This is a genomic window from Halobaculum sp. EA56, from assembly GCF_051195075.1.
Lineage (GTDB): Archaea > Halobacteriota > Halobacteria > Halobacteriales > Haloferacaceae > Halobaculum.
In genome coordinates, this window is sequence record NZ_JBNTJX010000007.1 from 83,460 (window position 1) to 106,556 (window position 23,097).

24 protein-coding genes are annotated in these 23,097 nt (G+C 75.3%); 11 read left to right on the top strand and 13 right to left on the bottom strand.

Going from position 1 to position 23,097, the window contains the following annotated elements:
• Positions 1-48 precede the first annotated feature (48 nt).
• The 6 genes from ACQUQ1_RS13225 to ACQUQ1_RS13250 all read right to left on the bottom strand — a co-directional run bounded on the left by ACQUQ1_RS13225 (position 49) and on the right by ACQUQ1_RS13250 (position 5,285).
• Positions 49-438, bottom strand: coding sequence for a hypothetical protein (locus tag ACQUQ1_RS13225; protein ID WP_435064774.1), 390 nt, complete (start codon positions 436-438; stop codon positions 49-51).
• Positions 439-463: 25 nt separating this feature from the next.
• Positions 464-1,141, bottom strand: coding sequence for a hypothetical protein (locus ACQUQ1_RS13230; RefSeq protein WP_435064775.1), 678 nt, complete (start codon positions 1,139-1,141; stop codon positions 464-466).
• Positions 1,142-1,206: 65 nt separating this feature from the next.
• Positions 1,207-2,490, bottom strand: coding sequence for a S8 family serine peptidase (locus ACQUQ1_RS13235; protein ID WP_435064776.1), 1,284 nt, complete (start codon positions 2,488-2,490; stop codon positions 1,207-1,209).
• A 9-nt stretch (positions 2,491-2,499) separates the two neighbouring features.
• Positions 2,500-3,297, bottom strand: coding sequence for an ArsR/SmtB family transcription factor (locus ACQUQ1_RS13240; RefSeq protein WP_435064777.1), 798 nt, complete (start codon positions 3,295-3,297; stop codon positions 2,500-2,502).
• Positions 3,298-3,451: 154 nt separating this feature from the next.
• Positions 3,452-4,726, bottom strand: a complete 1,275-nt coding sequence (locus ACQUQ1_RS13245) for an MFS transporter (RefSeq protein WP_435064778.1) — start codon at positions 4,724-4,726, stop codon at positions 3,452-3,454.
• A gap of 91 nt (positions 4,727-4,817) precedes the next feature.
• On the bottom strand, positions 4,818-5,285 hold the full coding sequence (locus ACQUQ1_RS13250; RefSeq protein ID WP_435064779.1) for a GNAT family N-acetyltransferase: 468 nt from the start codon (positions 5,283-5,285) through the stop codon (positions 4,818-4,820).
• Positions 5,286-5,438: 153 nt separating this feature from the next.
• Here ACQUQ1_RS13250 and ACQUQ1_RS13255 point away from each other — a divergent pair, with 153 nt between their 5' ends.
• Both ACQUQ1_RS13255 and ACQUQ1_RS13260 read left to right on the top strand, forming a co-directional pair.
• Complete coding sequence (locus ACQUQ1_RS13255) at positions 5,439-6,509, top strand: glycosyltransferase family 4 protein (protein ID WP_435064780.1); 1,071 nt, start codon at positions 5,439-5,441, stop codon at positions 6,507-6,509.
• A 72-nt stretch (positions 6,510-6,581) separates the two neighbouring features.
• Positions 6,582-7,703, top strand: coding sequence for a glycosyltransferase (locus ACQUQ1_RS13260; protein ID WP_435064781.1), 1,122 nt, complete (start codon positions 6,582-6,584; stop codon positions 7,701-7,703).
• A 221-nt stretch (positions 7,704-7,924) separates the two neighbouring features.
• Here the strand turns inward: ACQUQ1_RS13260 and ACQUQ1_RS13265 are convergent, their stop codons facing one another.
• A complete protein-coding gene (locus ACQUQ1_RS13265; RefSeq protein WP_435064782.1) occupies positions 7,925-8,338 on the bottom strand; it encodes a hypothetical protein in 414 nt (137 codons plus the stop codon).
• 89 nt (positions 8,339-8,427) lie between these two features.
• On the opposite strand from ACQUQ1_RS13265, the gene ACQUQ1_RS13270 reads away from it, so the two are divergent.
• From ACQUQ1_RS13270 to ACQUQ1_RS13280, 3 genes are all read left to right on the top strand, one after another.
• Positions 8,428-9,831 (top strand): CRTAC1 family protein, encoded by a 1,404-nt coding sequence (locus ACQUQ1_RS13270; RefSeq protein ID WP_435064783.1) that lies wholly within the window; start codon positions 8,428-8,430, stop codon positions 9,829-9,831.
• Between the two features lie 63 nt (positions 9,832-9,894).
• Positions 9,895-10,980 carry an AIR synthase-related protein gene (locus ACQUQ1_RS13275; RefSeq protein WP_435064784.1) on the top strand — a complete coding sequence of 362 codons (1,086 nt, stop codon included), beginning with the start codon at positions 9,895-9,897 and terminating at the stop codon, positions 10,978-10,980.
• A 79-nt stretch (positions 10,981-11,059) separates the two neighbouring features.
• Complete coding sequence (locus ACQUQ1_RS13280) at positions 11,060-11,296, top strand: hypothetical protein (RefSeq protein WP_435064785.1); 237 nt, start codon at positions 11,060-11,062, stop codon at positions 11,294-11,296.
• A 54-nt stretch (positions 11,297-11,350) separates the two neighbouring features.
• Here the strand turns inward: ACQUQ1_RS13280 and ACQUQ1_RS13285 are convergent, their stop codons facing one another.
• The gene (locus ACQUQ1_RS13285) at positions 11,351-12,403 is read right to left on the bottom strand and encodes an alpha/beta hydrolase (RefSeq protein ID WP_435064786.1); all 1,053 of its coding nucleotides are present in this window, start codon (positions 12,401-12,403) and stop codon (positions 11,351-11,353) included.
• A 25-nt stretch (positions 12,404-12,428) separates the two neighbouring features.
• Between ACQUQ1_RS13285 and ACQUQ1_RS13290 the strand changes: the two genes are divergently transcribed.
• On the top strand, positions 12,429-13,868 hold the full coding sequence (locus ACQUQ1_RS13290) for an MFS transporter (protein ID WP_435064787.1): 1,440 nt from the start codon (positions 12,429-12,431) through the stop codon (positions 13,866-13,868).
• A 48-nt stretch (positions 13,869-13,916) separates the two neighbouring features.
• Positions 13,917-15,299, top strand: a complete 1,383-nt coding sequence (locus ACQUQ1_RS13295; RefSeq protein WP_435064788.1) for a kynureninase — start codon at positions 13,917-13,919, stop codon at positions 15,297-15,299.
• Between the two features lie 71 nt (positions 15,300-15,370).
• Here the strand turns inward: ACQUQ1_RS13295 and ACQUQ1_RS13300 are convergent, their stop codons facing one another.
• Positions 15,371-15,496, bottom strand: a complete 126-nt coding sequence (locus tag ACQUQ1_RS13300; protein ID WP_435064789.1) for a hypothetical protein — start codon at positions 15,494-15,496, stop codon at positions 15,371-15,373.
• Positions 15,497-15,587: 91 nt separating this feature from the next.
• On the opposite strand from ACQUQ1_RS13300, the gene ACQUQ1_RS13305 reads away from it, so the two are divergent.
• A complete protein-coding gene (locus tag ACQUQ1_RS13305) occupies positions 15,588-15,764 on the top strand; it encodes an AN1-type zinc finger domain-containing protein (protein ID WP_435064790.1) in 177 nt (58 codons plus the stop codon).
• Positions 15,765-15,806: 42 nt separating this feature from the next.
• Here ACQUQ1_RS13305 and ACQUQ1_RS13310 read toward each other — a convergent pair whose 3' ends face one another.
• The 4 genes from ACQUQ1_RS13310 to ACQUQ1_RS13325 form a co-directional block, all read right to left on the bottom strand.
• Positions 15,807-16,685: an SDR family oxidoreductase gene (locus ACQUQ1_RS13310; RefSeq protein ID WP_435064876.1), complete on the bottom strand. Its 879-nt coding sequence runs from the start codon at positions 16,683-16,685 to the stop codon at positions 15,807-15,809.
• A 136-nt stretch (positions 16,686-16,821) separates the two neighbouring features.
• Entirely contained in the window at positions 16,822-18,459 is a 1,638-nt protein-coding gene (locus tag ACQUQ1_RS13315) for a lipopolysaccharide biosynthesis protein (RefSeq protein ID WP_435064791.1), read from the bottom strand.
• A 129-nt stretch (positions 18,460-18,588) separates the two neighbouring features.
• A complete protein-coding gene (locus ACQUQ1_RS13320; protein ID WP_435064792.1) occupies positions 18,589-19,497 on the bottom strand; it encodes a diacylglycerol/lipid kinase family protein in 909 nt (302 codons plus the stop codon).
• Positions 19,498-19,642: 145 nt separating this feature from the next.
• Positions 19,643-20,248, bottom strand: coding sequence for a class I SAM-dependent methyltransferase (locus ACQUQ1_RS13325; protein ID WP_435064793.1), 606 nt, complete (start codon positions 20,246-20,248; stop codon positions 19,643-19,645).
• 116 nt (positions 20,249-20,364) lie between these two features.
• Between ACQUQ1_RS13325 and ACQUQ1_RS13330 the strand changes: the two genes are divergently transcribed.
• The 3 genes from ACQUQ1_RS13330 (at position 20,365) to ACQUQ1_RS13340 (ending at position 23,057) form a co-directional block, all read left to right on the top strand.
• Positions 20,365-20,823 (top strand): metalloprotease family protein, encoded by a 459-nt coding sequence (locus ACQUQ1_RS13330; RefSeq protein WP_435064794.1) that lies wholly within the window; start codon positions 20,365-20,367, stop codon positions 20,821-20,823.
• A gap of 68 nt (positions 20,824-20,891) precedes the next feature.
• Positions 20,892-22,316: an MATE family efflux transporter gene (locus ACQUQ1_RS13335; protein WP_435064795.1), complete on the top strand. Its 1,425-nt coding sequence runs from the start codon at positions 20,892-20,894 to the stop codon at positions 22,314-22,316.
• 96 nt (positions 22,317-22,412) lie between these two features.
• Positions 22,413-23,057 (top strand): hypothetical protein, encoded by a 645-nt coding sequence (locus ACQUQ1_RS13340; RefSeq protein WP_435064796.1) that lies wholly within the window; start codon positions 22,413-22,415, stop codon positions 23,055-23,057.
• Positions 23,058-23,097: the final 40 nt, after the last annotated feature.

The following is a 23,097-nucleotide window of genomic DNA, read 5'->3' on the forward strand; positions in this document are numbered from 1 at the left end:
ACCTTCGTGCCGTGTGGCGGGTCGCCCGCCGCGGCGCCGGACCGGCCGCTACAGCAGGCTCTCCCCGAGGACGACCACCGCGAGGTTGTTCGCGAACACCGCGAGCCCGGCGGCGACGAGCAGCCCCAGCCACGCCTCGATGAGCAGGCCGTAGTACGGGCGGAGCCGCGGCGGCGTCGCCCGGTACGTCTCCATCAGCCCGCGGAACACCAGCGCGGCGAGGACGACGGCGCCGAGGTTGATCCCCACGATCACGGGGAGCGGGCGCGAGAGCGCCCACCGGGTCAGCGGGTTCGCCTCCGCGCCGGCGCCGACGACGGCCGCCGCGTACAGCGTGGTGAGAAGGTCGACCGTCACGAGCAGGAACAGCGCGACCGCGGCCCAGCCCCAGTACTCCTCGACGCGCTCTGCGACGACCGGGTCGCGCCTCCCCGACACGGCCTCCGAGGGGACCGGCGGCGACCTAACGGTTTCGTCGGCCGCCCCCGGCGCCGAGCGAGCGGACCAGCGAGACGGCCTCCGCCCGGGCGTCCGGGTCCGGGTCGAACGAGCGCGTCGTCGTCACGTCCGCCTCCACCGCGGCGTCGACGGCGGCCGACAGCGACCCGGTCGGGAACGCGGCGCCGGCCATGAGGAACGTATCCCGCCACGGCCGGACCGCCGCGAGCACCGTCACCGGCACCTCGACGGTCCCCCCGGTCGCCTCCTCGATGACGGCCGTCGCGTCGACCGGGTAGTCGGCGCGGATCTCGAACAGGCAGCCCTCGCAGTCGTCGAAGGCGAACCGGCGCGTCGGCCCGGCGTCGAGGTCGCGCAGGCCGAAGTCGCGCAGGTCCGCGAGGAACTCCCCGCGGGCGCGGTTCGCGGCGACCCCGACGACCGACGCCGGCGACACGGGCGCCCGGTCGAAGCCGGGCCGGACGTGACACCGGGTGCAGAAGAACGCCCGGGCGGCGCGGTCGGCCCGCTCGGACGGGAGCGCCTCGGCGACGGCGGGGTCGTCGTAGAAGCGGGTCCGCACCGCGACGGTGACGAACCGCGAGTCGAACCCGACGGCCGTCTCCTCGCCGGCGAACTCGTAGCCCGCGGCCGTCAGCGCCGACTCCGGCGCGGGCGGCGGCGGGACGCGTCCCTCGGACACGTCGGGGACCCGGGGCGCCGGCGACAAAAGCGGGACGGCGCCGGAACCGGCCGGAGGGCCAGCCCTCACGGACCGGCGTACACCACGGGGCCGTCGTCGGACTGGTTGGCCGTCCGGGTCCGGCCGGCGGCGGCGACGGCCGCGTCGGGGTCGACGCGACCGTCGTCGGCGGTCCGCTCCAGGAGGCGCTCGGCCTCGGCGGGGGTGAGGCCGTCCCCGCCGGCCGCGGCCGTCATCTCGGCGACGACGCTCGCGACCGCGGGGGCGGCCGCGGAGGTGCCCCGGAGGCTGGTGCCGTCGTCGAGACGGACCGTCCCCGGCGCGCGCACGTCGGTGTCGGCCGCCGAGTACGACGCGAGGCCGCCGTCGGCCGAGAGGGCGCCGACGGAGATGACGCCCGGGGCGGTCGCCGGCGCCACCGCGCTCCCGTTCGCGCCGGCGGCGCCGAGCGTGTGGCGCGCGGCGAACAGGTCGACCGGCCCGTCGCCGGGGTCGCGGGCGTACACCGCGACGTAGTAGTTGCCGCGGGGGAGCACCGCGTCGATGGCCTCGGCGTGACCCGACTCGCGGGTCGACTTCGCCACCACCCCGTCCTCGCCGTCGGGCACGTCGCGGTAGAGGTAGAGGTCGTAGTCCGCGGAGCCCTCCCAGTAGAGCCGGAGCGTCACGCGCCCGGCGATCAAGCCGCTTCCGAGGCGGTTCCCCTCGGTGCCGTCCCCGTCGAACGCGATCCACCCGGTCCCGTCGGCGGTCCCGCGCCAGTGGCGCCGCGCGGTGTTGCCGCCGGAGGTGACGAAGACGACGCCGGCGGCGGCGGCCCGCTCGGCGGCGCCGGCGATCCGCGCCATCCCGTCGGCGGTCCGCGGGTAGTAGCTGCCGGCGTCGACGATCACGTCCACGTCGTTGGCGACGAGCCACCGGACCGCGCGGTCGTACTCGGCGGGCGTCGGCTCGTAGCCGACCGACGCGAGGTACAGCGAGGCGTCGCCGGTGCGCTCTGCCACGACGCTCGCGACCGCGGTGCCGTGGTCGCCGGCGACGAGGCCGAACCGGGGCGATCCGACGCTGTATCGGTCCGCGACCCTCCCGTCGAGGGACGCGGCGCTCCCGAAGGAACTGCCTATCACGCCGACGCGAACGGTGTCGGTCCCCCCGCGGTCGGCCACCGCGTCGGCGCCGGGTCCCGGCCCGCTCGGGGCCGCCCCGCCGAACAGCCCGGGGCCGACGGCCCTGGGCGGGACGGTCCCGTCGCCGGCGAGGGCGCCGCCCCGAACGTCGGCTCCGACGAGGCCGGCGCCGGCGCTGGCGACCACCACCACGAGCGCGAGCAGGATCGGGGCGCGGGTCACCGTCGACCCCTACCGCCCGCGGAGGCGGTCGACGGCGACGACGGTCGCGAGCACGAGCAGCCCGCCCGCGAGGAACGCCACGCCGGGCGGGAGGGTCCCGAGCGCCGAGCCGGCCGAGCCGCCGACGGCGTCGCCGATCCGGGGAGCCGTCTCCGGGCCCGACAGCGTCGCGACGCCCGTGCCGAACAGCGACTGCACGAGGACGCTCGCGCCCGCAAGAACGGCGACGGCCCCGAGGAGGCCGCGGAGGGAGTCCAGCAGCGAGGAACGGTCCGAGCCCCCGCCGACGGCGACGACGACCCGGTCGTCGGCGGGGCCGTAGACGGTCATCTCGCGGCCCTTCACCGAGTAGCGCGTGTCCGTCGCCTCGATCAGCCCGGCGTCGACGAGCTTCGAGACGTGGTGGCGGACGTTCTGGACGGAGGTGTCGGCGCTGTCGGCGAGTTCCGAGGCCGTCTTCGGCTCGTCGTGGACCGTCGAGAGGATGGTTCGTGCCGTCTCCGGGGCCAGCGCGCCGATCACGTCGTCGGCGCTCTCGTCGTCTATCCAGCAGACGCGGATCCCCCCGTCGCCCTCCCCGTCCTCGGGGGCGCCGTCGCGGCCCGTGGCGACCCCGTCGTCCCGGTCCCGCTCGGATCGCTCCCGACCGGCGGCCGACGCCCCCGGCGCGTCGCGTTCGGCGGCCGCCCCGCCGTCGGCGCGGGGATCGGACGCCGACTCCGGACCGCCGTCGGCGCCGGCGGACCCGTCGCCGTCGTCGGAGTCCGGGTCGGGATCGTCGGCCTCCGACGGGAGCGTACCTGACATACCCACGAGTATTATATACACGACCAAAACTGTTCGGACCGTCTCCGCGACGGATCGACGGTCGAGACGGCGGTTCGCCGACGGGTCCACACCGCGGCGGCGGGACCGTCCCGACACGGGGACGACCGGCGCGCGAGCCCTCCCGTCCCGCCCGTCAGGCGTCCCCCCGTCGTTCCCCCGGCGGGGTCGGAAACCGGCCGACCGCGTAGAGAACGCCGGTCACGACCAGGAGGAGCGCGACGGCCGCGGCGAACAGCCGGAACACCTGGTCGAAGGCGACGCCGGCGTCGGTGAGCGCGCCGACGACGCCGGAGCCGTTCGCCTCGAAGAGCAGCGACGCGCCCGAGAAGACGGCGTAGGCGCTGGCACGGTCGGCCGGCGGGAGCGTCGACAGCATGTACGTGTCCACCGCGGGGAACAGCGCGTGGGCGGCGTAGCCGATGACCGCCGAGACGAGCGCGAACGCCGCGAGCGACCCGGCGAACGTGAGCGCCACCAGCGACGCGAGGAAGGCGCCGTTGAGCGCGAGGAGGTACGGCACCTTCGGGAGGCGGTCGGCCAGGCGGCCGCCGAGCCAGAACGCGGGGACGCCCGCGGCGAACGCGACGGTGAGCAGCAGGTTGGCGTTCGCGGACGTCAGCCCCTTCGAGAGCAGGTAGCTCACGTAGAAGTTGAACACGCCCTGCCAGGCGAAGCCGGCGACCGCGACCAGCGACATCCCCGCGAGCACGATGCGCCAGTGCGACAGCGCCGCCCGGAAGTCGCGGCTCTCCCCGTTGGGCGAGAGCGGGGGGTCGGCTCCCTCGTCGGCGGCGTCGCCGTCGTCGCCCTCGTCGACCCCGTCGCCACCCGACCCGCCGATACGCGTGCCCGACCCGGACCCGGTCCGCCGGAGGACGATCACCAGCGACGCCGTGGAGACGCCGGCGCCGACGGCCAGCGCGGCGAACACGAGGCGCCAGTCGCCGAGGCCCGCCACGACCGCGAGGACGACGGCGGGCGCGACGACGCTGGCGACCTGGCTGGCGGTGCCGTGGATCCCGACGGCCCGGCCGACGGCGTCGGGATAGAGCGTCCCGACCAGCGGGATAGCGGCGACAAAGTACCCCCCGGTGGCGAGGCCGACGGCGAACGCGCCCGCCCGGAGCGCCAGCAGCGACTGCGCCGTGGCGACGAACGCGGAGGCGACCGCGAGCGCGACCCCCGTGGCGAGCACGACGCGCTCGCGGGCGACCCGCGTGAGCACCCACCCGACCGGGATGCGCGGCGCGGCGGTCCCGAGCCACACGAGCGACGTGACCGAGCCGACGGCCGCCGCCGACAGCCCGAGGTCCTGCTGGAACTCGGGGACCAGCGGGGCGAACGCGACCCGGCCGAAGTTGACGAGGAAGACGAGGCCGCAGAGGGTGGTGAACAGGCGTGTCGTCACGTGATCGGGTGGAGGTTCGCGCGGCGGGGGTCAAGCGTTGCGGAAGCGGGGATCGGCCCGGTCGGCCCGTGCCCCGGTTCCGTTCCCCGACTCACTCCAACGGCCGTGCGTAGTCCACCTGCTTCGGCCGGAACCCCGCGTCGCGGTAGAACCGGCGGGCGCCCTCGTTCTCCCACTCGCAGGCGACCTTCAGGTGGTCGCACCCGCGCTCGCGGGCCAGCCCCTTCACGCGGTCGACGACCGCCGTGCCGTGGCCCCGGCCCCGGTGTTCCTCGTCGATCGCGACGTTCACGATCCGGAGGTACCGCGAGTGCGTCCGCGAGGGGTGGCGGCCCTCCCGGAGCGTCAGGAACCCGATCGTCTCGCCGTCGTGGACGACGAGGTAGTCGGTCACCTCGTCGTCCGCGAGGTGGGCGCGGAAGCCGTCGTCGGGGACCGCCTCGACGTCCGCGTACGCGAGTTCGTTCAGTTCGGAGTGCTCCGCCATCGCCGTCGCGAGGTCGTACCAGCGCTCGACCAATGCATCGAGGTCGGCGGCGGTGGCCTCAACCAGTTCCATGCGGGCGGGCACGACCGCGGGCCGTTTCAGCGTTCGCCGGGCGTGCGGGGAGTCGCCACGCCTCACGCCCCACGCATCCCCGGGTCGCCGGACCCGCCGGGACGGATCCAGCACGCTCAAACCCCGCACCCCCGAACCCGGGAGCCACAGACCGTGCGCGTCCTCGACTACCTCGAACTCTCGTCGCAACTCGACCGCGCGGGCATCGGCACCGCCCACGACCAGCAGGTCGCGGCGCTGGAGCGCGCCCGCGAGGCCGGCGCCGACGTGGAGGTGATCACCTCTCCGTGGCCCGACGGCGACCCCCTCGACGGGCTGTCCGCGGGCCTGCGCGGCCGGGGGTTCCTCGCCGACGTGGACGTGGTCCACCTGAACCTCATCGGCCCCGCGAGCGTCGCGCTCGCGCGCTACGCGAGGCGGACCGACACCCCGCTGGTGCTCCACTGCCACGTCACCAGCGAGGACTTCCGCGAGAGCTTCCGGGGCTCGAACGCCGTCGCCCCCGCGCTCCGGCGGTACCTCCGGTGGTTCTACTCGCAGGCGGACCTCGTGCTCGCGCCCTCCGAGTACACGAAACGACGGTTGCTCGATTACCCCGTCGACGCGCCGATCCGGGCGATGTCGAACGGCGTCGACCGCGACTCGGTCGCCGGCCACGAGTCCTACCGCCGGGAGTACCGCGAGCGGTTCGACCTCGACGGCGTCGTGATGTTCGCGGTCGGCTCCGTCTTCGAGCGCAAGGGGCTCACCGACTTCTGCCGGGTGGCGGAACGGACCGACCACGACTTCGCGTGGTTCGGCACCGTCGACTCCGGCCCGCAGGCCTCGCGGACCGTGAGGCGGTGGACGGGCGACCCGCCGGAGAACGTCACCTTCACCGGCTGGGTCGACGACAAGCCGGGCGCGTTCGGCGCCGGCGACGTGTTCTTCTTCCCGACCAAGGAGGAGAACCAGGGCATCGTCGTGCTGGAGGCGATGGCCTGCGGCAAGCCGTGCGTCCTCCGGGACATCCCCGTGTTCCGCGAGTACTTCGAGGACGGCCACGACTGCCTGCTGTGCTCCTCGCGCGAGGAGTTCGTCGAGGCGCTGGACCGCCTCGCCGCCGACCCGGGCCTGCGCGAACGGCTCGGAGAGAACGCCCGCGGGACGGCCGCCGAGCACTCGCTGGAGCGCGTCGGCGAGGAACTCGTCGAGACGTACGAGGGGCTCCTCGGGTCGCAGTGAGCGCCGACGCGGCCCGCGTGACGGGACTCGAAGACGCAAGGCATTAGCGGGCGCTCCGGGAACGGCGGACGAATGCAGACCGTCGCCGCGTTCACCGACACGTACCTGCCCACGGTGAACGGCGTCACGTACACGCTGGAGTCGTGGCGGACGCGGTGGCGGGCCCGCGGCGGCCGGATGGACGTGGTGTTCCCCGGCGCCCCCGACTACGAGCCCGGCGACGGCGAGTACGCCACCCGAAGCGTCGGATTCCCGTTCTACGACGGCTTCTGGATGGGGCTGCCGGGCGTCCCGGACGCCGTCCGCGACGCGGACGTGGTCCACGCCCACACCCCGTTCGCGCTCGGGCTGTCGGGGTGGTACCTCGCGCGCCGGATCGACGCGCCGCTGGTCGCCTCCTACCACACCCCGACCGCCGAGTACGCCGACTACCTCGCGGCCGGGCCGGCCGCCGCCGTCGTCGAGGGGGCCGCCCGCCGCTACGAGCGCCGGTACATGAACGCCGCCGACGCGGTGGTCGTCCCGAGCGAGCCGGCCGGCGAACACCTCCGCAACATCGGCGTCCGCTCGCGGATCGAGGTGGTCCCAAACGGCGTCGACACCGAGTTCTTCGCCCGGCCGGACGACGACGCGCTCGCCGCCTTCCGCGAGGAGTACGACCTCCCCGGCCCGGACGACGGCCCGCTCGTGGGCTACACCGGCCGCCACGGCTTCGAGAAGGAACTGGAGGAGATCCCGCCGGCCGTCGCCGCCGCGGACGCGGACGCGACGCTCGTGTTCGGCGGCGACGGCCCCGCCCGCGACGCCGCCGAGGCCGCCTGCGCCGACGCCGGCGTCGACGCGCGCTTCCTCGGGTTCCTCCCCCGGGAGGACCTCCCCGCCTTCTACGCCTGCCTCGACGCGTTCCTGTTCCCCTCGCCCGTCGAGACGCAGGGGCTCGTCGCGCTGGAGGCGAACGCCTGCGGCACGCCCGTCGTCGGCGTCAACGCCGGCGCGCTCGCCGACACCGTCGTCGAGGGCGAGACGGGCTACCGCTTCCCGCGGGGCGAAACCGCCGCCTTCGCCGACGCCATCGACCGGACGCTCGCCGAGCGCGGGGCGCTCTCGGAGCACTGTCTCGACCGTCGCCAGCGGATGAGCGTCGAGCACGCGGTCGACCGGCTGGAGGAAGTGTACGGCGCGGTGACCGAGTAGCCGAACGGGGTCCGGTGGAATCGAGCGCCCGGTGCGCTCACGGGTCGGTGCGCTCGGTCGGCCTCGCTGTTCTTCCGGGCGGCTCGCCCGCACGCTCGCCGCCGTGGGCCGGGACCTCCCTCGCTTCGCTCGCTCGGTCCCGCTAGTCTTCCGGGCGGAGCGGCACGAAGACCGCTCCGCCGTTCGGCCGAGACCTCCCTCGCTTCGCTCGCTCGGTCTCGCTAGTCCTCCAGCGCCTGCGCGATCCGCTGGAGCTGTCGGGTCGCGTCGCGGACCTCGTCCCGGAGCTGTCGCACCTCCCGCACCAGTTCCTCGTTGCCGACGGACTCCTCCTCGGCGCCGGGGCCGCCCATCCCGGGGCCGCCGCCGCCCATGCCGCCGGGGCCGCCGCCGCCCATCATGCCGCCCATCATCTGCGCGAAGGGGTTGCCGCCGCCGCCCATGCCGCCGGGACCGCCGCCGCCCATCATCTCCTCGGGGGAGGGCGCGCCGCCCTCGCCCTCCTCGCGCTCCTGCTCGCGTCGCTCGCGGATCTCCTCGACCCGCTCCCGGAACGACTTCTCCTCCCCGTCGTCGCCCTCGGCGTCCCCGTTCTGTCCGTCGGTACCGGCGTCCTGACTCTCGTCGTCCGTCATGGCTCGCGGTTCGGCCCCGCGTCCGAAAAGCGTTGTTCCTCGGGGGGCGGAACCGAGCGCTCTTATACGGGGGACACGGATGGGGTCGCGTGTTCGCGGACCGGTCCGACGACGTCGCCGCCGACGACCCCCACCGGGGCTACGGGGTCGCCGTCACGCCCGGGACGAGCGGGCCGTGCGCGCTCGTCACCGGGTTCGGGCCGGGGAACCGCCTGCTCGCCTGGCGCGACGGCGCCCTCCACGACGTGGCCACGCCCGCCGTCGCCGACGAGGGGCGCCACGCCATCGGCGTGGTCGCCGCCGACCTCGACGCCGACGGCGACGAGGAGCTGTACGTCCACAACACCGACTCCTACGAGGGCGACTCGCGGGACACCGACCTGCTACTCGACCCGGTTGACTTCCGCCCGGACCACTCGGACGTGCGCTGGCGCGACCTGTTCGGCCTGGGCGTCAACGCCGACCGCGGCAACTTCCGGGCCGGTCGCTCGGTCGCCGCGCTCGACCGCTACGGCACCGGCCGCTACGGCGCGTTCGTCGCCAGCTACGGCGCGCCCTCCCGCTTCTACGAGCTGGGCGACGACGGCCAGCTCTCGGACATGGCCGAGGCCGTGGGGCTGGAGCTGGACGCGTGCGCCCGGTCGCTGTACGCCGGACCGCTGGTGAGCGACCGGATGGACCTGTTCGTCGGGGTCGAGCGCGGCCCGAACCGCCTGTTCCGCAACGAGTCGGGCCACTTCACCGAGGTCGCCGGCGACGTGGGACTGGCCGACCCCGGGACGAACGCGCGTGGCGTGACGATGGCCGACGGCGACGTGGCCGTCGCCGGGTGGGAGACGCCGGGACGGCTGTTCGCGCGGACGGGGACGGACGCCCGCTCGCCGGGGCCGGAGTCCGCCCCGCCGTGGTTCGAGGACGCCGCCCCCGCCGACTTCGCGGAGGCGGTCCGGACCCGGACGCTCGTCACGGCCGACTTCGACAACGACGGCCGCGAGGAGCTGTTCTGCAACGCCATGGGCGACGTCAACCGACTGTTCCGCAAGACCGACGCCGGCTGGCGCGCGCTCGACCCCGGCGCGGCCGCCGAGCCGCGCGGCCTCGGCACCGGCGCCGCGGTCGCCGACTTCGACGGCGACGGCGCGCTCGAACTGCTCGTCGTCCACGGGGAACTCGCCGAACAACCCCTGTCGCTGTACGCCGTCGAGGGCGCCGCCGACACCGACTGGCTCCGGGTGCGCCCGACCACCCAGTACGGCGCGCCCGCCCGGGGTGCGGCCGTCACGCTCGAAACCGGGTCGTGGACGCGCACGAAGGTGGTGTGCGCCGGCTCGGGGTACCTCTGTCAGATGGAGCCGGTGGCGCACTTCGGCCTCGGCGACGAGCACCCCGAGCGCGTGGCGATCCGCTGGCCTGACGGCCGCGAGGCGACGCTGGACCGCCCCGCCGCCCGGACGGAGCACGAGGTCGCCCACCCGATGGCGCCCCGGTTCTGAGGGCGACGACCCCGCCCCGGTTCTGACGCAACCGATTTGGCCCGCCCGGGCGGAGAGCGATCTGTGACCGACGACCCTGCCTCCCGCCGGGGGAAGATCGACCGCGACGCCTTCGAGTCCGTCGTCCGGCCGAACCTCGGCGCCGACCGCGGCGACGTCCGCCTCGGCCCGGCCCACGGCGTCGACTTCGGCGTCCTCGACGTGGCCGGGCGGGCCGTCGTCTGTGCGACCGACCCGATATCCATGCTCCCCGAGCTGGGCGCCGAGACGGCCGGCCGCTTCGCGCTCTCGTTCGCCCTCGGCGACGTTGCCGTCTCCGGGATCGCCCCCTCGCACTTCTGTCCCTCCTTCGCGCTCCCGGGCGACCTGCCCGACGACACCTTCGCCGACTTCTGGGCCGCCGTGACCGCCGAGTGCGAGGCGCTCGGCGTCGCCGTCCCGACGGGCCATACCGCCCGCTACCCGGGCGCGTCGCTCCCGTGGGTCGGCGCCGCGACCGTGCTGGGCGTCGGCGACCCGGACGAGGTGATCCGGCCCGACGGCGCCCGTCCCGGCGACCGGCTGCTCGTCACGAAGGGACCCGGGATCGAGACGGCGGGCCTGTTCGCGTCGTTGTTCCCGGACGCGCTCGCCGAGCGGGGGCTCGACGAGGCGACGATCGCGGCCGCCGCCGACCTGATCGAGGAGACGAGCGTCGTCCGCGACGCGCTCGCGGCGGCGGAGGCGGGGCGGGGAGAAGCGGCCGAACGGGGAGGGACCGGGGAGCCGCCGGCGGATGCGGGCGTCACCGCGATGCACGACGCGACCGAGGGCGGCCTCCGGGGCGCGCTCTGCGAGACGGCCGAGGCGGCGGGCGTCCGGATCGACGTGGAGTCGGCGGCCGTCCCGACGGCCGACGCCGCGCTGGCGACGTGCGAGGCCCTCGACCTCGACCCCTGGGCGTGCACCACCTCGGGGACGCTGTTGCTCGCGGTCGATCCCGCCGCGGTCGACCGGGTCGTCGCGGCGCTCTCGGACCGCGGGACCGCGGTCGGCGTCGCCGGAACCGTCCGAGAGGGGACGGGCGTGTTCGTCGACGGCGAGCGCGTCGAGCCCCCCGCCGAGGACGCCTCGTGGGCGGCCTACGAGCGGCTGTCCGGTCGGGAGTAGTCACCCGTAGCGACTCCCCGCCCGCCCGCGCCCGCGACGGCCGGAACACACTTGTCGCCGGGCCGCGGCGTCGGCGACGATGACCGGATCGGAGCCCGAACGGTCGGTCCGTCGCGGGGTCGCCGTCCTGCTGGTGCCGCTGTCGCTGCTGCTCCTCCAGGTGCAGGTCGTCACGGGCAACCTGGCCGGCGTCGTCGAGTCGCCGCTCCCCGGAATCTCGCGGGCGGTCGGGGTCGTCCTCCTCGTCGCCGCCGGCCTCTACCTCGTCGTCAGCGTCGGCCGGCAGGTCGCCGCCGCGGCCGACACGCCGTTCTGAGACCGGGAGACTGGAACGCGACCGTCGGCGTGCGTCGTCGCTGTCGGCGGGGGTTCACTCGCCGTCGCCGCCGCCCGCCGCCTCCAGCCGCTCGCGCGTCGCCGCCGCGAGGTCGTCGAACGCCGCGTCGGCCGCCGGGACCTCGTCGGCCAGCGAGCAGAAGCCGTGACACATGCCCTCGTAGTCGAGGTGATCGACGGGGACGCCGACCTCCCGGAGGCGGTCGGCGTAGGCGGCGCCGTCGTCCCGGAGCGGGTCGCGCCCGGCGGTGACGACGACCGCGGGCGCGGTCCCCGCGAGGTCGACGTCCCGCGCCCGGAGCGGCGCGGCGTGCGGGTTGGCCGCGTCCACGTCCGAGCGGAGGTACTCGCGCCAGAAGCGGCGCACGTCCGCGCGCGTCAGGAGCGGCCCGTCGGCGTTCGCCCCGTAGGAGTCGGTGGAGAAGTCGCGGTCGGTGATCGGGTACAGGAGCGTCTGGACCGCGGGAGCCTCCCCGTCGGGCGCCGCCAGCGACGCGGCGGCCGCGAGCGTGCCGCCGGCGGAGGAGCCCGCGACCCCGACGACGCCGGTGCCGCCGAACTCGCCCGCGTGCTCGCGAGTCCACCGGAGGGCGCGGATCGCGTCGTCGACGGCGGCGGGGAAGGGGTGCTCGGGCGCGAGGCGGTAGTCGACGGAGACGACGACCGCCCCGACGCGGCGGCACAGCCGTCGCGCGAGGTCGTCGGCCGAGTCGAGCGTACCGAGGCACCAGCCGCCGCCGTGGAAGAACACGAGCGTCGGCGCCGGCGTCGACTCCGGGCGGTACACCCGGAGCGGGAGGTCGTCGCCGTCCGGGCCGTCGATCGCGAGGTCGAGGGTGGAGCCCACGGGGAGGTCGGCGTCCGAGGAGAACAGATCGTCCTCGATCCGGCGGGCGCTCCCCACCGAGAGGGCGTGCCACGGCGGCACGCCGAGCGACTCGATGTCCGCGACGACCGCGCGGAGGTCCGGGTCGAGGCCGGCGAGCGGGCCGTCCGCGTCCGAGGGATCGGACGGCCGGCCCGCGTCGAGAGCGGGGTCGGCACCGGCGTCGTCGTCCGCGTCGGCGTCCGGGTCGGGATCGGTCATGCCCCTCCCGTCGACCGCGGACGGTATGAACCCCACGCGGTCCCCGCGCCTCGGTCGCGCACGCGCCCGCCGACCGCCGGCCGCCCCCGCCGGAACCGTGTGGCTCTTGCGGGCCGGCCTCCGCAGGCCGGACGTGTCGCTCTCGCTGCGGGGGCTGGTCGGCGCGGACGCGGACGTGCTCGCGGACCGGGACTTCCGCCTGCTGCTGCTCGCGTCGCTCGTCTCGCCGATGGGCGCCTCGGTCGTCTCGCCGGTCGTGGAGTCGCTGGCGGGGCCGTACGGCGTCACGGCGACGGAGGCGGCGCTGCTGCTGTCGGCGTTCACCGCGCCCGGCATCGTCTGCATCCCGCTGTCGGGCGTGTTCGCGGACCGCTACGGCCGCAAGCCGGTGCTCGCCTCGGGGCTCGCGCTGTTCGGCCTCGCGGGCGTCGCGCTGACGCTGACGACCGACTTCCGGGTCGCGCTCGCCCTCCGGGCGCTTCAGGGGGTCGGCTACACCGGCATCGGCCCGATCCTGATCACGGCGACGGGCGACCTGTTCTCGGGCGCCCGCGAGTCGACCGCCCAGGGCGTGCGCTTCACCGTCGTCGGAGTCTCCCTCACGGTGTTCCCGTTCCTCGCGGGGCTGCTCGTCGCGTTCGCGTGGCAGTACCCGTTCGCGCTGTACGCGGCCGCCCTCCCGGTCGCCGCGGCCGTCTGGCTGCTGTTCGAGGAGTCGGCCGACCTCGACGGGGCGGACGGCGGCGACGACGCCGGCGGCGACCGGGACGGCCCGGACCCGGCGGCCGGGGACGCCGAGGAGGCCCCCGACGGGCCCGCCCAGGGAGGCGTCCGCGCGCTCCTCGCGCTCGCGTCCCGGCCGCGGGTCGCCGCGACCCTGCTCGGGCGGGCGGCGCCCGGGTTCCTCTGGTTCGCGTTCCTCACGTACAACTCGATCGTGATCGTGCGCCTGCTCGGCGGGTCGCCGGGCGCCGCGGGCGCGCTCGTCGCGGTGGCGTCCGTCTCCAGCGCCGTCGCGACGACGCAGACCGGGCGGCTCACCGCCCGGTTCGGCCGGCCGCTCCCGACGTTCGCGGCGCTGGTCGTCGGCGCCGTCGGCCTCGCGGGCCTGGCGCTCGCGCCGTCGGTCCCGGTCGCGCTCGCCGCCGGGGTGCCCGTCGGCGCCGGCTTCTCCGTCTCGCTGACGCTGTACCGCTCGGCGATCACCGGCCTCGCGGACGACGACCTCCGCGGCGGGCTCGTCAGCATCGGCGAGTCCGTCGGCCGGGTCGGCTCCACGGGCGCCCCCGTCGCGATGGGCGCGGCCGTCGGCCTCCTGACCGGTCCGCTCGGCTACGACGCCGCCGTCCGGGCCGTCTCGGTCGTGGTCGCCGCGGGCGTCGTCGTCGCCGGCGGGGCGCTGCTGCTCGTGGGCGACATGGGGGTCGACCGGGAGACCGAGGCCGTCGCCGCGGGCGACGACTGACCGGCCGGGGACGCCAATCCCTATCACGACGCGCCCGAATGGCGGTCCATGACCGACACGGGCGACGGGTCCCCTCACTGCATCGCGGACGCGCGCGAACGCGACGCCGCCGACCCCCTCCGCGACTACCGCGATCACTTCTCCGTCCCGGAGGGCGAGCGCTACATGGACGGCAACTCCCTCGGTCTCGCGCCGGACGCGGCCCTCGCCGCGCTGGAGCGCGTCGTCGGCGAGTGGGAGGAACTCGCCATCCGCGGGTGGGAGGACGCCGACCCGGAGTGGTTCCGGTACGGCGAGCACCTCGGCGACCTCCTCGCGCCGCTGGTGGGCGCGAACGGGTCGGAGGTCGTCGTCGCCAACTCCACCACCGTCAACGTCCACACCCTGATCGGGACGTTCCTCGACGCCCTCCCCGGCACCCCCGCAGGCCCCGACCCCGCGGCCGAGGCGCCCGCGGTGCTGGTGAACGACCTCGATTTCCCGACCGACCACTACTCCATCCGCGCGCAGCTCCGCCAGCGGGGGATCGATCCCGACCGGAAGCTCGTCGCCGTCGAGTCGAGGGACGGGCGGACGGTCGACGAGGCGGACGTCGAGGCGGCGCTCCGCGAGCGCGACGACGTCGGGATCGTGTTCATGCCCTCGGTGCTGTACCGGTCCGGACAGCTGCTGGACGTCGACCGGATAACCGCGGCCGCGCACGAACGCGGCGCGCTCGCGGGCTTCGACTGCGCCCACTCGGTCGGCGCGGTGCCGCACGACCTCCGGAACGCGGGCGGGGTGGACCGCGACGGCGACGCGGACTCGGCCGGCGACGCGCCGCTCGGCCCGGGCGCGGACTTCGCGGTGTGGTGTTCGTACAAGTACCTCAACGCCGGCCCCGGCGCGACCGCGGGGCTGTACGTCCACGAGCGCCACCACGGGACGACGCCCGCGCTCGCGGGCTGGTGGGGCAACGACAAGTCGACCCAGTTCGAGCTGCGCCCCACCTACACCCCCGCCGACTCCGCCGGCGCCTGGCAGATCGGCACCGTCCCGATGCTCTCCTCGGCGCCGATCGAGGGCGCGGTCGGGCTGATCCGCGAGGCGGGGATCGAGCGCGTCCGCGAGAAGTCGCTCGCGCTCACCGACTACCTGATCGCGCTCGTCGACGACCGCCTCGGCGACGACTTTTCCGTGGGTACCCCCCGCGAGCGCGGGCGGCGCGGCGGGCACGTCGCGATCGAGCACCCGGAGGGGTACCGCGTGAGCGAGGCGCTGCGCGACCGCGACGTGGTCGTCGACTTCCGGCCGCCGAACGTCGTCCGCGTGTGTCCGGCGCCGCTGTACACCCGGTTCGAGGACGTCTGGCACGTCGTGGAGACGGCCCGGGAGGTCGTCGAGACGGACGCGCACCTGGCGTACGAGCCCCGCGGCGGTGGCGTCACCTGAGCCGGCCGTCCGTCGACGTCGGGATCACCCGAGCCGGCCGTCCTCCTGCGACACCGGTCCTCCGCCGTGGGTCACTCGCCCAGATACCGGAGCGCGGCGCCCACGAGCAGCGTCAGTCCGCCCAGGATGAACGTCCCGGGGAGCGGGAGCACGAACAGGCCGAGCCCGACAAGCACCACGATCGTCGAGATGCGCACGCCGCTAACTTCGTCGGCGAGACCCAAGGACCCGTCGGCCGTGCGTGAGCTTATGCGACCCGAGCGCGTAGACCGTGCTAGGTGGTAGCGAATGACGACCTGCGATCGGTGCGGAGCGGCGCTGGAGGCCCCCCGGCGATGTTCCTACTGCGACGGGGTGCTGTGCAGCGAACACCGGCTCCCGGAGCGCCACGACTGTCCGGGGGTCTCCGGGTGGGGCTCCCTCGGCGGCCGCTTCGACAGCGGGTTCGACGGCCTGTCGGAGTAGCTCGCCCCGCCCGGCCGCGAGCGGGATCGGTGAGCGACGCGGTCACTCCCGCTCGTACTCGGGCGCGAACATCCGTGCCGAGGTGGGCGCCGGGTCGCCCTTGGTGACGTTGTACGCCGAGAGGTCGGCGTCGCTCGCCCCGGCCGCGCGCAGGAGGTCCTCGTCGTACGCGGAGTGGCCCGTGTACTCCGCCGGGTCCCGCGCCAGGATCGCGAGGACCGCGTCGGCGAGCACGTGCGGGGTGCGCCAGTCGTCCTCGGTGCCGAGCCCGAAGTAGCGCGTCGCTCGGGTGTCCACCGCCGTGACCGGCCAGAACGTGTTGCAGCCGATCCCGTCGGCGGCGAGTTCCTCCGCCAGCGAGAGCGTGACGAACGACATCCCGAGCTTCGACCACGCGTAGGCGGCCTTTCCGGGCGCGCGGTCGACCGTCACCGGCGGCGCGTTCGCGAGGATCCACCCGCCCCCCTGCTCGCGCAGGTGCGGGAGGAACGCCCGCGAGACGAGGTAGGTGCCGCGCACGTTCACGTCCGTCAGGAGGTCGAACCGCTTCGCCGGCAGGTCCGCCACGTTCGCCAGCTGGATCGCGCTGGCGTTGTTGATCACGACGTCGACCTCGCCGAACTCGTCGATGGCCTCCTCGGCGGCCGCCTCGACGGCGTCCTCGTCGCGCACGTCCAACTGGATCGCGTGGGCGTCGACGCCGCGCTCGCGACACTGCTCGGCCGTCCGGTGGATCGTGCCCGGGAGGTCGCCGCCGGGCTCGACGGTCTTGCCCGTCGAGACGACGTTGCAGCCGTGCTCGGCGAGCGTGAGCGCGATCCGCTTGCCGATGCCGCGGGTGGTGCCGGTGACGAACGCCGTCGACCCCGAGAGGTCGGGGGCGTCGAACGGCGGGTCGGCGTGCTCGGGGCCGGCGGGCATCGCGGGGTCGGCGTCCACGTCGGCGTCGATGTCGGCGTCGTCGGAGGCCATACTCCCCGTGCGGGTGGGGGCGCCGTGTAAGTACCGGCGGGAGGTGCGCCGGCGAGCGCGGCGCCGCGGGCGAGGAGTCCCCGACTCACACCGCGTCGGCGACCCGCTCACGCACGGCCGCCAGCGCCAGCCGGTAGCGCTCGACGAGCGTCCCGAGGAGGCGCCGCTCCGCAGGGGAGAACCCCAGCGCCCGGAGGACGACGACGTACCCCGCGAGGCCGACGGCCGTGCCGACGACGGCGCCGGGGAACCGCGGGAGCGCCGCACGCGCCGCCAGCGCGATGGCGGCGAACGGGACCGCCGCCGCGAGCGGTCGCAGGTGCGCCCGGGTGAACGGCTGGAGCCCCTCGACGCGGTACAGCACCGCCACCTCGAGGCCGTTGTTCACCCCGAGCATGAGCAGGTAGCTGGCGACGAGCCCCGGGAGCCCGAACTCGACGACGAGCGGGACCGCCGTGACCGCGAGGAACAGCGTGATCGCGGTGTTGACGACGAGCAGGGCGCGCTGGTGGTCGGTCATCGTCAGGAGGATGCCGACGCTCCCGGCGGCACACGCGAGAAACTGCGCGAGGACGAACCCCGGCAAGAGCGGCGCGTAGCGCACGAACGTCGGGCCGAACAGCGCCATCAGCGCCTCGCGGTAGACGACCGCCGGGACCGACAGGGCGGCGACCCCCACGAGCACCAGCCGGCTCGTGACGTGGTAGAGCCGCGAGAGCGACTCGCGGTGGCCCGCCTCGTGGAGCGCGGCGGCGACGGGGGGGATGAACTGGTTCACGCCGATGAGCGGGAGCCGCACCAGCCCGCCGACGAGGACGCCGACGGCGAAGACGCCGCCGGCGGCGTCCGAGAGGAACACCGCGATGAGCGGGTAGAAGCCGAGCCGCTGGGTCGTCGTGGCGATGGCGCCGAGGAACAGCGGCAGCGAGAAGCGGACGTAGCGGCGGGCGACCGCGGCCGTCCCGGCGCCGCGGAACCGGGGGCGGAAGCCGCGGGCGCGGGCGAGCCAGACCGCGCCGGCGCCGGCGACGACCCCCACGCCGACGGTGACGCCGACGGCGACGGGGAACAGGTCGGCGAACACGAGCGCGCCGGCGGCGCCGACGGCGAGCTGGACCAGCGGGAACGCGACCCGCTGGAGGACGTTCAGCGCGGCCACCTCCTCGGCGGCGCGCATGATCCCGGCGACGGCGAACAGCGACGTGGTGAGCGGCAGGCCGGCGCCGAACACCCGGAGGTACAGCACGAACCGCGACCCGCGGCCGGTGAACCCGGCGATGGCGGGCGCAGCGAGCGCCAGCGCCGCGCCGAGGACCGCCGTGACCCCGACGAGGAGGACGACCGCCACCGTCGCGACGGCGTCGCGCTCGGCGTCGTCGGCGGCGTTCGGGAGGAAGCGGCTCAGCCCCGAGCCGAAGCCCCCGGCGACGCCCCGGAGGAACCGGGCGATGCGCCGGGCGAGCACGAACAGCCCGTACGGTCCGGCGGCGAACGCGTTCGTCAGCGTCGCGGCGAACGCCACCGTCAGCGCCTGCTGGAGGAGGATGCTCGGGACCGAGACGACGGCGCCGTGGGCGACCCGTTCGAGCGCGTCCGCGAGGCGCGCCTCGGCGGGGTCCGCCGGCTCCGCGTGGGTCGCCCCGACGTCGCCCGCGTCGGCGGCGTCGGCGGCGGGGTCCCAGTCGCCCGCGTCGCTGTCGCTCGATCCGTCGCCGGAGGGCATCCACTTCGGCCGAGCGCGGAGGCGGTGAAAAGTCCGACGGAGGCGTGCGAACCGGCGACGGGCGGCGACCGCCCCCCACGCGGATCGGGCTCCGACCGTTCCTCGCGGGAGTCTCCTCCCCCAGGCCCGCTACTCCGGGTGCGGCTCGTACCCCTCGCCCACCCGAACGTCGAGCGCGCCCGAGCGCACGCGGAAGTCCAGGCGCTCGTGGGTCGACACCTCGCCGTCGCGACTGAACGTGATCGGGCCGTCGTCGCTGGCGACGTGGAGTTCGCCCGCGCGGAAGTGCGTGACGCCGTCGCTCCCCTCCCCGAGCAGGCGGTGGCGCGCCGCCTCGACCGCCAGCCCCGGCGCGGGCATGGTCTCGGCGACCACGACGTCGAACCGGCCGTCCTCCATGTCCGCCTGCCCGCCCTCCTCGACGAACTTCCGCGCGTTGCCGACGAGCACGCACAGCGCCTCGCCGGCCCAGGACGCCTCCGGCGACTCCAGGCGCACGTCCAGGCCGTCGAACGCGACGGTCTCGCGCGCGCCCGAGAGCAGGAACGCGAGCGTGCCGAACCGCCCCTTCAGGTCGTCGGAGGTGCTCGTGCTGGCGTCGGCGGGGAGGCCGGCGATACACGAGACGAGGAACGGCTCCGTCGACTCGCCGTCGGCGCCCTCGGCCACGCCGACGTCGAGCGCGCGCGCCTCCCCGGTGTCGGAGAGTTCGATGCCGTGCTCCAGCGAGTCGATCCCCAGGTTCCCCGCGAGGAGGTTCGCCGTCCCCGCCGGCAGCACCGCGAGCGTCACGTCGCCGAGCGCGTCCGCGCGGACCAGCCCCCGGAGCGCGTCGTTCACCGTGCCGTCGCCGCCGCAGACGGCGAGCGTGGAGGCGCCCTCCCGTCCGGCCTCGGCGGCCAGGTCGACGGTGTGGGCGGCGCTCTGGGTCTCGGTGACCGCGAAGCCGCGCGCCTCCATCGCCCGGCGTACGTACTCGGCGTGGTCGCCGGTGCCGCTGTGGGGGTTGACGAGACAGCGGCGGGAACCGATCTGCATGGCCGGCCGAACGCCGTCGGCGCACTTCAACCCCGCGCGGGGCGGCCGGCGGGACCGCGGCGGCGACGCCGGTCGTCCTCGGGGTCGACGCCCCGGACGACCGCGCGAGCGGTCCGCCCAGTCGGTCGGAGCGGCCGGTCCGCGGTCAGTCGGCGCGCCGGAACACGCGGACCGTATCGTACCCCAGCGTCTCGACGGCGACCTGGTCGAACCCGCGCGACTCGAACACGGTCCCCCAGTCGTGGCGGTACAGCGGGAGGCCGTCGTCGACCTCGACGATGCCGCCCTCCGCGTCGCCCTCCAGCTCGACCGTCACGAGCAGGTCGCCGGCGACGCGGGCGACCTCGTCGAAGGTCTCGGACATCTCCGCGGGGTGGACGTGCTGGAGCGTCTCGACCGAGTAGACCGCGTCGAAGGCGCCGTCCGCGAACCCGGGGAGCACGTCGGCGATGGCGCCGGCGTGGAAGGTCCCGGCGGCGGCGAGGTCGGGGTACTCCTCGCGGAGCACGTCGAACGCCTCCGGGTTGATGTCGACGCCCGCGAGGTCGGCGAAGCCCTCGTCGTGGAGGTGCGCGAGGTGGCGGCCGGAGCCGCAGCCGAGTTCGAGCACGCGCGCGTCGCCTCCGACGGCGCCGCCGAGGCGGTCGGCGACGACCTCGCTCACCTCGTTGGGGCCGTAGTGCGCGTAGTACCGCGGGGAGAACTCCCCGGTGCGGTCCGCCCAGGCGTCGCGGAGGTCGTCGGCGTTCACGGTCGCGAGTGGGGACGGCCACGGAGAACCCTTGCGGCCGGCCGCGCGGGCGTCGAGTCCGGCCGGGGGCCGTCAGGGCGGGCAACGCCTTTGGCCGTCGGCCGCCTCGGTCCGGTGTGTCCCGCATCGGACGCGTCCTCCTCGCGGTCGCGGTGCTCCCGCACGAGGCCGCGCACGCGGCCGTCGCCCGGCTGTTCGGGCTCGACGCCGAGGTGGAACTCCTCCCCGCGTGGGGCGGGTCGGGGCGGCCGCTCGGCCGGTTCGACGCGCGCGTGCCCGAGGCGACGCCGACGGCGGTCGTCCGGGCCGTCGCGCTCGCCCCGCTGGCGTACGTCGGCGCGGCCGCCGCGCTCGACGCCGTGCTCCCCGCCGAGTCGGGGCTGCGCTTCCTCGCCATCGCGCCGCTGGCGTACTGGGCGGCGCTCTCGAACGGCGACCTCGCGGTGGCGGCCGACCCCGAGACGGTCCGCGAGCGCGGGCGGTTCGTCGTCGCCGACGAGGGGTGGAGCGGCCCGACCGCGGACGCCCTGACCGTGCTCACGACGGGCGCGGTGGCGGGACTGTTGCTGGCGTAGCCGACTCTTTCCGGCGAGGGGCGCCCCCGAACGGAACCGATTAGCCGCGGGCGTCCCTCCGACCGGGCGTGTCACGGCTCCGTCGCGTCGGCTCGGCGCTGGCCCGCGCGCTCGCCGGCGCGGGCGTCATCGACGAGGAGCGCCTCCGGGCGACGACGGATCTCGCGTGGCCGCGCATCGTCACCGGCTTCGCCATCATGTCCAAGCGGACGGTCGACCTGGCGCTCGTGGGGCTCGTCATCGGACCGACGGCGGTGGCGGGGCTGACGCTCGCGAACGCCTTCTGGATGCTCGCGAAGTTCGTCGCCATCGGCCTCGCCGGCGGGACCGTCGCGCTCGTCTCGCAGAACTACGGCGGCGGCGACGACGACCGCGCGGCCGCGGTGGTCCGCCTGAGCGTCGTGCTCGCGGGGGCGCTCGCGGTCCCGACGGTCGCGCTGTACGCCCTCGCGGCCGACCCGCTGATCGGGCTCCTCGGCGACGACCCGGACAGCGTCCGGCACGGCGCCGTCTACCTCGCGGTCGTCGCGCCCGGGCTCCTGTTCGAGTTCCTGAACCTGATCGCCAGCCGGACGTACGCGGGCGTCGGCGACACGCTCACCCCGATGGTCGTGCGCGCCGGCGGCGCGCTCGCCAACATCGCGCTGTCGGCGACGTTCGTCCTCGGGTTCGACATGGGCGTCGCCGGCGCGGCGCTCGGTACCGCGCTGGCGACGGCGCTGGTGACGGTCGTCTTCTCGTGGGGGATGACCGGCCGGACCTACCTCCGCGGGCGCGGCGCCAGCCCCGTCCCGCTGACGCTCTCTCGGCCGTTCGTCGACGTCGACCTCCTCCGACAGATCGGCCGGGTGTCGTCCCCGCTGGTCGCCCGTCGGGCCGCTCAGGGGCTCGTGGTGTTCCCCCTGTTGGCCATCGCGGCGACGTTCGGCCCGGTCGCGGTCGCCGCCGTCGGCGTCGGCCGGCAGGTGCGCGAGCTGGTCGGGAGCTTCTCGTGGGGCTTCTCCATCGCCGCTTCGACCCTGGTCGGCCAGGAACTCGGCCGCGGCGCCGAGGCGGAGGCGGAGGCGTACGGCGCGGGCATCACCCGGCTGTCGGCCCTCGTGTACGTCGTCGCCGCCGCGGCGGTGTTCGCGTTCGCCGCGCCCATCGCGGGCGTGTTCGTGGACGACCCCGCGAACCTGTCGCTGTCGGCGGACTTCGTCCGCGTCGCCGCGGTGTCGGTCGTCGCGCTCGGCGTCGACGGGTCCGTGTCGGGGGCGCTCCGGGGCGCCGGCGACACCCGGGTCCCGTTCCTCGCGACGCTCGCGGGCGCGTACCTCGCGGCGCTCCCGCTGGCGTGGCTCGGCACCGTTCTCCCCGCGCTGGGGGTCGCGGGCCTCCTGCTCGCGCTGGTCGCCGAGACGGTCGTCCCGATGGCGGTGAACCTCCGGCGGTTCCGCTCGAACCGCTGGAAGGCGGTGAGCCGCGAGTACCGGCCGAGCGCGGGCGACTGAAGCGACGCCGGGATCCGGAGCGACCCGGGAATTGACGTCGGTAAATTGACAAGAGCGTGTATATACCGCTATGGTCGTCCGTTCAAACCCTCGATCATGCCGATTGTTAGCACGCAACAGTGGGGATCGCTGGAGGAGCGGAGCGCGACCGCGTTCCTGATCGCCGCGGCGATGTTCCTCGTCGACGCGGCGCTCGTCGGGGGCGTGATCGTCGCGGCCGGCGACCGCTTGATGCTGCTGGGGCAGGCGTTCGTCGCCGCCGGCTGGGTCGCCGGGTTCGTGGGACTGCTCGGGTTGTATCCCGAACTCGCCGACCGGAGTCGGCGGTTGGCACGGACGGGGCTGGTCTTCGTCGCCGTCGGGCTGGTGGTGTTCGTGGTCATGGGGGTCGCGTCGCTCGTCTACTTCACGGGGATCCTGAGCGGCGACCTCTCGGCGCTGGTCCCGGTCCTCCTCCCCGGAGTCGTCATCGGGAGCGTCCTCGGGTTCCTCACGTTCGGCGCGGCCAGCCTCCGGAGCGGCGCGCACTCGCGCGGCGTGGGCGTCCTGCTCGTGGTGCTCGGACTCTTCCCCGTCGTGAACATCCTCACCGGGGCCGCCGGGGTGCAGTCCATGGTCGCGACCCTCGTGATCGTGCTCGGGCTGTCGCTGGTCAACGCGGCCGTCGGCTACCGCCTCCGGAGCGAACGCGACTCGACCGAACGTGTGGAAGCGGGCCGGCCGGGGGAACCCGCCGCCTGAGCGGCGCCGCGGCCGTGGCGGTGTCGCCCGCGCCCGTTCC

Coding starts and splice junctions, on each gene's coding strand:
- ACQUQ1_RS13240 (WP_435064777.1), bottom strand. CDS start 3,297: ATGTCAGGTACGCTCCCGTCGGAGGCCGACGATCCCGACCCGGACTCC.
- ACQUQ1_RS13250 (WP_435064779.1), bottom strand. CDS start 5,285: ATGGAACTGGTTGAGGCCACCGCCGCCGACCTCGATGCATTGGTCGAG.
- ACQUQ1_RS13260 (WP_435064781.1), top strand. CDS start 6,582: ATGCAGACCGTCGCCGCGTTCACCGACACGTACCTGCCCACGGTGAAC.
- ACQUQ1_RS13265 (WP_435064782.1), bottom strand. CDS start 8,338: ATGACGGACGACGAGAGTCAGGACGCCGGTACCGACGGACAGAACGGG.
- ACQUQ1_RS13280 (WP_435064785.1), top strand. CDS start 11,060: ATGACCGGATCGGAGCCCGAACGGTCGGTCCGTCGCGGGGTCGCCGTC.
- ACQUQ1_RS13285 (WP_435064786.1), bottom strand. CDS start 12,403: ATGACCGATCCCGACCCGGACGCCGACGCGGACGACGACGCCGGTGCC.
- ACQUQ1_RS13290 (WP_435064787.1), top strand. CDS start 12,429: ATGAACCCCACGCGGTCCCCGCGCCTCGGTCGCGCACGCGCCCGCCGA.
- ACQUQ1_RS13295 (WP_435064788.1), top strand. CDS start 13,917: ATGACCGACACGGGCGACGGGTCCCCTCACTGCATCGCGGACGCGCGC.
- ACQUQ1_RS13305 (WP_435064790.1), top strand. CDS start 15,588: ATGACGACCTGCGATCGGTGCGGAGCGGCGCTGGAGGCCCCCCGGCGA.
- ACQUQ1_RS13310 (WP_435064876.1), bottom strand. CDS start 16,685: ATGCCCGCCGGCCCCGAGCACGCCGACCCGCCGTTCGACGCCCCCGAC.
- ACQUQ1_RS13315 (WP_435064791.1), bottom strand. CDS start 18,459: ATGCCCTCCGGCGACGGATCGAGCGACAGCGACGCGGGCGACTGGGAC.
- ACQUQ1_RS13320 (WP_435064792.1), bottom strand. CDS start 19,497: ATGCAGATCGGTTCCCGCCGCTGTCTCGTCAACCCCCACAGCGGCACC.
- ACQUQ1_RS13340 (WP_435064796.1), top strand. CDS start 22,413: ATGCCGATTGTTAGCACGCAACAGTGGGGATCGCTGGAGGAGCGGAGC.